The organism is Actinomadura sp. NPDC000929 (assembly GCF_040492065.1).
Taxonomy (GTDB): Bacteria; Actinomycetota; Actinomycetes; order Streptosporangiales; family Streptosporangiaceae; genus Spirillospora; species Spirillospora verrucosospora.
Genome location: NZ_JBEUPA010000097.1, coordinates 25041 through 32808 on the forward strand (window position 1 = coordinate 25041; position 7768 = coordinate 32808).

The window sequence follows — 7768 nt, forward strand, 5'->3', positions numbered from 1 at the left end:
TTCGCGGCTCCGGGTCAGAAGCGGCCGGCGGGCTCGGGGTCGAGGGTCTCGTCGCCCGCGCGGCGGCCGCGTCCGGCGGTGAGGAAGCCCACCAGCGCGGCCAGCGCCGCGCCGCCCTCGCCGGCGAGGCTGATCGTCTTCTCGAGGTACCAGACGGGTTCGTGCATGTCCGGCAGCGGGCCGAGCGCGCCCGCGTCGACGTAGTGGTAGAGCACGACGGCGCCCGCCGCACTGGCCGCGACGAGGAAGGCGAGCGCGTACGCCCAGCGGGTCGCGTAGGTCAGGACGATCACCGCGACCACCCCGGCGACCGCGGCCTGGAGGCGGAACAGCAGGTCACCGTCGATGGAGCCGCCCCGCACGAAGGCCATGTCGGGCGCGAACTTCCAGTGCACGATCGCGTCGGCCGCCAGCCCGGCGGCGACGATCAGGCGGATGATGAGTCCCATACCTCTTACACGGACGCGGCCGCGGCCCGGCTCAACGCTCCGCGCGATCACGGGGCGCCGTCACGGCGTCAGCCGCTCGCGAGCTCGCGTCCCCGGTTGCGGGCCGCCTCGATGGCCTCCAGGACGGCGGCCCTGACGCCGTGCCGCTCCAGCTCGCGGATCGCCGAGATCGTCGTCCCGCCCGGGGACGTCACGGCCTCGCGCAGCAGCACCGGGTGCTCCCCGGAGTCGCGGAGCATGATCGCGGCGCCGACCGCCGACTGGATGACCATCTCCAGCGCGGCGGCGCGCGGCATGCCGAGCAGGATGCCCGCGTCCACCATCGCCTCGACGAGGTAGTAGAAGTACGCCGGCCCGCTGCCGGACAGGGCGGTGGCGCCGTCCTGGAGCGACTCGGGGATGCGCAGCACCTTGCCGACCGGCGACAGCAGCTCCTCGGCCAGCTTCAGGTGCTCCTCGCCCGCGTGCGACCCGGGCGAGATGACGCTCATCGCCTCGTCCACGTGGACGGGCGTGTTCGACATGACGCGGACGACCGGCACCCCCTCCGGCAGCCGCGCCTCGACGAACCCCGTCGTGATGCCCGCCGCCATCGAGATCACCAGCCGGCCGGGCGGCACGTGCCGGCCGACCTCGTCCAGCAGGGCCCCCATGTCCTGCGGCTTCACCGCGAGAACCAGGGTCTCGGCCGTCGCGGCGGCCTCCGCGTTCGGCACGACCTCGACGCCGTAGCGCTCCCGCAGCAGCGCCCCCCGCTCCTCCCGGCGCGCGGTGGCGATCAGCTCGGACGGGCGGCGGCCGGCCCGGAGCACTCCGGACAGCAGCGCCTCGCCCATCTTCCCGGCACCCAGAATCGCGATCATCGACATACCTTGACGTGGGGTTCCAAACGACCGGTCCAGCCTATCGCCGGGCCGGTCTGCGCCGCCCGGCGACCGGCCGCGGGGCCGCTCCCGGGTCCGTGCCCTAGGACCGCCCCATGAGGGAGCGCATGAAGAAGCGCAGGTTGGCGGGCCGCTCGGCGAGCCGCCGCATGAAGTACTGGTACCACTCGCGGCCGTAGGCGACGTAGACGCGGACCTGCGCGCCCTCCGCGGCGAGGCGCCGCTGCTCCTGCGGGCGGATCCCGTAGAGCATCTGGTACTCGAAGGTGTCGTCGTCGCGGTCGTACAGCACCGCCAGCGCACCGGCGACCTCGATGAGCCGGGGGTCGTGCGTGGCCAGCATCGGGTACCCCTTGCCTGCCATCAGCACCTTCATGCACCGCACGTACGACCTGTCGACCTCCTCCTTGTCGGTGAAGGCGACCGCCGCGGGCGCCGCGTAGGCGCCCTTGCACAGCCTCACTCGCGACCCCTCGTAGGCCAGTTCCGCGCAGTGTTCCTCTGCCCGACGCAGATACGCCTGGACGACCGCGCCCACGTCCGGGTAGTCCCGCCGCAGTTCGTGGACGGCTCGCAGCGTCGTGTCGACGGCCGTGTGCTCCTCCATGTCGAGGGTGACCGTCGTGCCGGCCGAGCGGGCGGCGGCGCACACCCGCCGCGCGTTCTCCAGGGCGAGTCCTTCGTCGAAGGTCCGCCCGATGGCCGACAGCTTGAGCGACACCTCGGCGCGCGTCCCGAACCCGGCGGTGCCCAGCCGTCCCAGAAGCTCGACATAGTGCGCGGCGTTCGCCTCGGCGCGGCCCTCGTCGTGCGTGTCCTCGCCGAGGACGTCCAGGCTGACGAGCAGGCCCTCGCCGATCAGCCCGGCCGTGACGCGCAGGGCGTCGTCGATCGTCTCACCGGCGACGAAGCGGCGGACCACGTCGCCGGTGAACGGCGCGGTCTCCACCACTCTGCGCGCGCCTCCGCTGCGCGACGCGACCAGCAACGCCTGACGAAGCACTGTGCGAACCCCTCGTCCCCTGGGCCTACCGTTCCAGGTTATGCCGCCGGGGCTCCGGGCTCACGACACGGTGCCGAGGCTGTTCCCGGCGCCGTACTGCTGCACGTACTCCTTCATCCGCGCGGTCTTGACCGCCTCGAAGAGGGCCTTCGCCTTCGCCCCGTCCAGGAACACGACGCTCTGCCGCTTGCGCATGCCGGTGCCCTTGTGCGGCAGCGTCATGAACATCACGTCGGACGCGCGGACGCTGCGCATGCTGAGCGCCAGCGAGCGCAGGTCGCCCGCCGACACCCCCTCGTCCACGCTGATCGACTTGGTGAGCGCCGACAGGAACCGGTCGAGCTTGAGCGGGTTGGTGAGCGTGCCCCGGTCGGCGGCCTGCTTGGCGAGCGCGCCGAGGAACGCCTGCTGCCGCTTGATCCGGTCGAAGTCGCCGTTCGGCAGGTTGTAGCGCTGCCGGACGAACAGCAGCGCGTCCTCGCCGTTCAGCTTCTGCCGTCCCGCCTCCCAGCGCTTCTTGCGCGCCGGGTCGTACACGCCCTGCTTGATGTTGACCGTGACGCCGCCGAGCGCGTCCGTCATCGACTTGAAGCCCTCGAAGTCGATCGCCCCGTAGTGGTCGATGCGGATGCCGGTGAGGTTCTCCATGGTCTCGATCAGCAGCTTCGGCCCGCCGAACGAGAACGCCGCGTTGATCTTCTGCGGCCCGTAGCCGGGGATCTCCACCCACGAGTCGCGCGGGAAGGAGACGATGTAGGCCTTCTTCCGGTCCGCCGGCAGGTGCAGCAGCATGATCGTGTCGGTGCGCTGCTGCCCCGGCTTCCAGACCTGGTTGCCCTCGCCGGTCGTCGCGTCGGCCCGCGAGTCCGAGCCGACGAGCAGCCAGTTCTCCGTCCCCTCGACGTTCGCGCCCGGGCGGTTCGGGGAGTCGTCCGGCATCACGCCCTTGAGCCGGTCGATGTTGCCGTTGTAGGACGACTGCCGCTGCCACGCCAGCCCGCCGAGCCCGGCCACGACCAGCGCCACGAACACCCCGACCGCGATCAGGACGCGGGGCCACCGCCGCCTGCGCCGCGTCTCGCCGCCGCCGTCCGGGCCGCCGCCCCAGAACGCGGCGTCGGCGTCCGGCTCCGGGGCCTGCGGTGCCCCCGGCGCCCCGGGCCCCGCGGGCTCGGGCGCCCCCTCGTCGGGCCTCGGGGGCACCGGAGAGCCGTGAAGATCTGGGGAGGTCATGGCGCGAAGCTACCAGCAGCACCCGGCAGGGATGGCCGACTTCGGCCCACCTGTCCGGTTGCGGCGCAACGGGGCGTCCGTGTAAACCCGGCTCCCCGTTCGCGGGTCGCTCACCCGCTCCGGCGGCGGAGCGTGACCGCCCCGAGCAGCAGGGCGACCACCACGAAGCCGGCGATCACGGAGACGTCCAGGGCCAGGGTGCCGGTGAAGTCGGGGCTGGAGCTGATCTCCTGCATGCCCTCGACCGCGTAGGACAGCGGAAGCACGTCCGCGATCGCCTGCAGCCAGGACGCCATGTCCGCGCGCGGGACGATCAGGCCGCAGAGCAGCAGCTGCGGCAGGACGAACGCCGGCATGAACTGGACGGCCTGGAACTCGGTCCGGGCGAACGCGCTGGCGAACAGCCCGAGGGCCATGCCGAGCAGCGCGTCCAGCAGGGAGACCAGGACCAGGGACGCCAGCGAGCCGCTCAGGTCGAGGCCGAGCCACGTCAGCGAGACGGCCAGCACCACGGCGACCTGGACGAGCGCCAGCAGGCCGAAGGCCAGCGCGTAGCCGAGCAGCAGGTCGAGCTTGCCGAGCGGCATCGTCATCAGCCGTTCGAGGGTGCCGCCGGTGCGCTCGCGGAGGGTGGCGACGCTGGCCACGACGAACATGACGATGAAGGGGAACAGGCCGAGCAGCATGGGCCCGATCCGGTCGAACACCATCGGCTGGTCGAACACGTACCGCAGCAGGACCATCAGCAGCGTCGGCACGCCGATCAGCAGGGCGAGCGTGCGGTGGTCGTGCTTGAGCTGCGCCAGGATGCGCCGCATCGTGGCGAAGGTGATCGCGGTGCTCATGACGGGCTCCCGGCCCTCTCGTGGATCAGGTGGAGGAACGCCTCTTCGAGGTCGGCGGCGCCGGTGCGCGAGCGCAGGCCGTCCGGGGTGCCGTCGGCGAGGACCGCGCCCTCGCGCATCAGCAGCAGCCGGTCGGTGCGCCCCGCCTCGTCCATGACGTGGCTGGACACGACCAGCGTGGCGCCCCGTTCGGCGAGCTCGCGGAACAGCTCCCACAGCTCCTGCCGCAGCACCGGGTCGAGCCCCACGGTCGGCTCGTCCAGGACGAGCAGCTCGGGCGCGCCGAGCAGCGCCGCGGCGAGGTTGACGCGGCTGAGCTGCCCGCCCGACAGCGTCGCCGCCGTCTGGTCGCGGCTGCGGCCGAGCCCGACCTCGTCGATGACGCGGGCCACGTCCGAGCGCGGGGCGCGCAGCACGGACGCGAAGTAGCGCAGGTTCTCGGCGACGGTCAGGTCGGCGTAGACGGCCGGCCTCTGCGTCGCGTACCCGACGCGGCGCCGCAGGCCGGGCGACCCGGCGGGCTCGCCGAGCACGGTCACCGCGCCGCTCCGCACGATCTGGACGCCGACGAGCGCCCGCATCAGGGTCGTCTTCCCGCAGCCGCTCGGGCCCAGCAGCCCCACGATCGAACCGCGCGGGACGTCGAAGGTGATCCCGTGCAGCACCTCCCGGCCGCCCCGGTCGACCCGCAGGTCGCGCACCCGCACCGCGGGCTCGGACGCGCCGCCCGCCGGACTAGAACTCATCATGTGTTGAATTTAGGCCGGTGCGAGACCGCGGTCAAGGGGCCAAAGGCCCCACAGGAAAGGGGAGGGCCCGCCCGGGACGCGGGGGCGGAGAGGACTGAGGCCTCAGGAGGTGAGGTAGCGCTGGAGGGTCGGGGCCACCAGCTCGATCAGCTCGTCCTCGGAGGCGGAGGCCAGCGGCTCGACGCGCAGGACGTGGCGCAGGACCATCAGGCCGATCATCTGGCCCGCGGCCGCCTGGATGCCGAGCGGCGACGCCTCGGTGGCCTGCGAGGCCCGCCCGAACAGCGCGGACGCGACGAACTCGCGCAGCAGCGCGGCCGCCCGCTCGTTCGTCATCGCCGAGCGGATCATCGCGAGCAGCGGGGCGCGGCGCTCGTCGTCCTCCCAGACGTGCAGGAAGGTGCGGATCAGCCCCTCGCCGAGTCGGTCGGGAGGGAACGACATGATGCGCGGCAGCAGGACCGACGGGTCCACTGGGAAGCGCATCGCCTCGACGAACACGCCCTCCTTGTTGCCGAAGAAGTGGTGCACGAGCGCGGGGTCGACCTCCGCGGCGCGGGCGATGGCGCGCAGCGACGCGCCGTCGTAGCCCTTCTCGGCGAACAGGTCCCGCGCCGCGGCCAGGATCTTCTCGCGCGTCTCCGTCGGACCGGGCCTGCGCCCCGGGCCCCGCCCCCGCGTCCGGCCCCGGGGGTCGCTCACCGGCGCACGCCCCGGCGGGTGATCTCCCCGGCCGAGGTGACCTCCCAGGTGTGGGCGGCGGCGGCCAGGTGCAGGCGCGCGAACGCGAGGGCCTCGGCGAGGTCCTCCATCCGCTCGATCCGGCTGGACGCGCGCCGCGTGTTGACCTCCAGGACGATGTGCCCCTTGAACCCGCCCTCGGCGAGGTTCTCCAGCATCGTCCCGCACGGCTGGTTGCCCCGGCCGGGAACGAGGTGCTCGTCCTTGTTCGTGATGCCGACCCCGTCGGCGAGGTGGATGTGGCGCAGACGGTCGCCCAGGCTCCCCGCCATGTCGATGGCGTCCGACCCCGAGACGGCGGTGTGCGACAGGTCGAGGGTCACGTGCGGGTAGTCCTGGTCGACGGGGTTCCAGTCGGGCAGGTACATGCCCGCCTCGGCGCCGCGCGCCTTGAGCGGGAACATGTTCTCGACCGCGAACAGCACGTCCGTCTCGTCCTGCATGCGGGCGAGGCCCTCGACGAACTCCTTCGCGTAGTCGCGCTGCCAGCGGAACGGCGGGTGCACGACGACGACCTCGGCGCCCAGTTCCTCGGCGACGTCCTTGGAGCGCACCAGCTTGCCCCAGGGGTCGCGCCCCCAGACCCGCTGGGTGAGCAGAAGGCACGGCGCGTGGATCGACTTGATGGGGACCTGGTGGTAGTCCGACAGCCGGCGCAGGACGTTCAGGTCCTGCGACGAGGCGTCCGTCGAGACCATGACCTCGATGCCGTCGTAGCCCAGCAGCGAGGCGATCTCGAAGGCGCTCGGGACCTTCTCCGGGTACACCGACGCTGTGGAGAGCGTGATCGGCGCGTCCGGTACGCGGAGCGCCGGTGAAGGGGCGCCGTTGTGCTGCGGGGCCAAGGCTTCCTCGCCATGAATGATCGCTCGGCTGTGTCGTAGAAGAGAGCCTATGCCGCCGCGGCCGTGATGAAACACTCGCCGGGAGTGATCTCGCTTGCTCCGCCCGCGGCGCGGCTACCCTCTGTCTCCGTGGCCGAGATCGCGCGGGGCGCCGTGCCCAGCCCCAACATCTGGAACTCCCCCCAGGTCTACGAGCTGGAGAACCGCGCCGTCGACCCCGACGGCGTGCTGGCCGGCGCCATGCGCGCGATCCGCCCCTGGGACGGCGCCGACGTCCTCGACGTCGGCTGCGGCACCGGCTTCCACCTGCCGTTCTTCGCCGAGGACGCGCGCCGGGTGATCGGCGTGGAGCCGCACGCCGGCCTCGCCTCGGCCGCGGCGCGCCGCACGCGGGACCTTCCCAACGTCACCGTGCGCACGGGCGCCGCGCAGGCGCTGCCGCTCCCGGACGCGTCCGTCGACGTCGCCCACGCGCGGTGGGCCTACTTCTTCGGCCCCGGATGCGAGCCGGGCCTCGCCGAACTGGACCGGGTCGTCCGGCGGGGCGGCGCGATCCTCATCATCGACAACGACGCCACCCGCTCCACGTTCGGCCGCTGGTTCCAGCGGAGCCTGCCGAAGTACGACCCCGGCGCCGTCGAGCGGTTCTGGACGCGGCGCGGCTTCCACCGGGAGCCGCTGACGATCCGGTGGGCGTTCCAGAGCCGCGAGGACCTGGCCGCCGTCCTGCGGATCGAGTTCCCCCGCGATCTCGCCGACGCCTGCCTGCGCGAACTCCCCGGCCTGGAGGTGGACTATGCCGTGAATTTGTGGTGGCGTTGCCCCTGAGTTACCAGTCGGTTGGGAATTCGGGAGGAACGCACCATGGGTCGCGCCGCCACGAGCCGAGTCACCGCCGGGAGGGCGCTCGGCGGTCTCCTCGCCGCCACCGCCCTCGGCGCGGCCGGCGCCGGCGCCGGGCTGGTCGCCCAGCGCCGCGCCATGCGCCGCCTGCAGCTGCGCCCCGACCCGTTCGCGGG

9 protein-coding genes are annotated in these 7768 nt (G+C 72.8%); 1 reads left to right on the plus strand and 8 read right to left on the minus strand.

Annotated elements, in window-relative coordinates:
* Positions 1-14: 14 nt before the first annotated feature.
* From ABWI04_RS28125 to ABWI04_RS28160, 8 genes are all read right to left on the minus strand, one after another.
* The gene (locus ABWI04_RS28125) at positions 15-449 is read right to left on the minus strand and encodes a hypothetical protein (protein ID WP_345185747.1); all 435 of its coding nucleotides are present in this window, start codon (positions 447-449) and stop codon (positions 15-17) included.
* A 68-nt stretch (positions 450-517) separates the two neighbouring features.
* Complete coding sequence (proC, locus tag ABWI04_RS28130) at positions 518-1312, minus strand: pyrroline-5-carboxylate reductase (protein WP_345185744.1); 795 nt, start codon at positions 1310-1312, stop codon at positions 518-520.
* A 103-nt stretch (positions 1313-1415) separates the two neighbouring features.
* Positions 1416-2336, minus strand: a complete 921-nt coding sequence (locus ABWI04_RS28135) for a proline dehydrogenase family protein (protein WP_353834325.1) — start codon at positions 2334-2336, stop codon at positions 1416-1418.
* Positions 2337-2396: 60 nt separating this feature from the next.
* Complete coding sequence (locus ABWI04_RS28140) at positions 2397-3569, minus strand: LCP family protein (RefSeq protein ID WP_353834326.1); 1173 nt, start codon at positions 3567-3569, stop codon at positions 2397-2399.
* Between the two features lie 110 nt (positions 3570-3679).
* Positions 3680-4414, minus strand: coding sequence for an ABC transporter permease (locus tag ABWI04_RS28145; RefSeq protein WP_345185736.1), 735 nt, complete (start codon positions 4412-4414; stop codon positions 3680-3682).
* Positions 4411-5163, minus strand: coding sequence for an ABC transporter ATP-binding protein (locus ABWI04_RS28150; RefSeq protein ID WP_345185733.1), 753 nt, complete (start codon positions 5161-5163; stop codon positions 4411-4413). The genes ABWI04_RS28145 and ABWI04_RS28150 overlap by 4 nt, the downstream gene beginning before the upstream one ends.
* 102 nt (positions 5164-5265) lie before the next feature.
* Positions 5266-5865, minus strand: coding sequence for a TetR/AcrR family transcriptional regulator (locus ABWI04_RS28155; RefSeq protein ID WP_345185730.1), 600 nt, complete (start codon positions 5863-5865; stop codon positions 5266-5268).
* A complete protein-coding gene (locus ABWI04_RS28160; protein WP_345185728.1) occupies positions 5862-6749 on the minus strand; it encodes a sugar phosphate isomerase/epimerase family protein in 888 nt (295 codons plus the stop codon). The genes ABWI04_RS28155 and ABWI04_RS28160 overlap by 4 nt, the downstream gene beginning before the upstream one ends.
* 129 nt (positions 6750-6878) lie before the next feature.
* Between ABWI04_RS28160 and ABWI04_RS28165 the strand changes: the two genes are divergently transcribed.
* Positions 6879-7577, plus strand: a complete 699-nt coding sequence (locus tag ABWI04_RS28165) for a class I SAM-dependent methyltransferase (protein WP_353834327.1) — start codon at positions 6879-6881, stop codon at positions 7575-7577.
* The last annotated feature ends 191 nt before the right edge of the window (positions 7578-7768 follow it).

Excerpts from the sequence above, each read along its gene's own strand:
- ABWI04_RS28125 (WP_345185747.1), bottom strand. The coding sequence starts at position 449 with ATGGGACTCATCATCCGCCTGATCGTCGCCGCCGGGCTGGCGGCCGAC.
- proC (WP_345185744.1), bottom strand. The coding sequence starts at position 1,312 with ATGATCGCGATTCTGGGTGCCGGGAAGATGGGCGAGGCGCTGCTGTCC.
- ABWI04_RS28140 (WP_353834326.1), bottom strand. The coding sequence starts at position 3,569 with ATGACCTCCCCAGATCTTCACGGCTCTCCGGTGCCCCCGAGGCCCGAC.
- ABWI04_RS28145 (WP_345185736.1), bottom strand. The coding sequence starts at position 4,414 with ATGAGCACCGCGATCACCTTCGCCACGATGCGGCGCATCCTGGCGCAG.
- ABWI04_RS28150 (WP_345185733.1), bottom strand. The coding sequence starts at position 5,163 with ATGATGAGTTCTAGTCCGGCGGGCGGCGCGTCCGAGCCCGCGGTGCGG.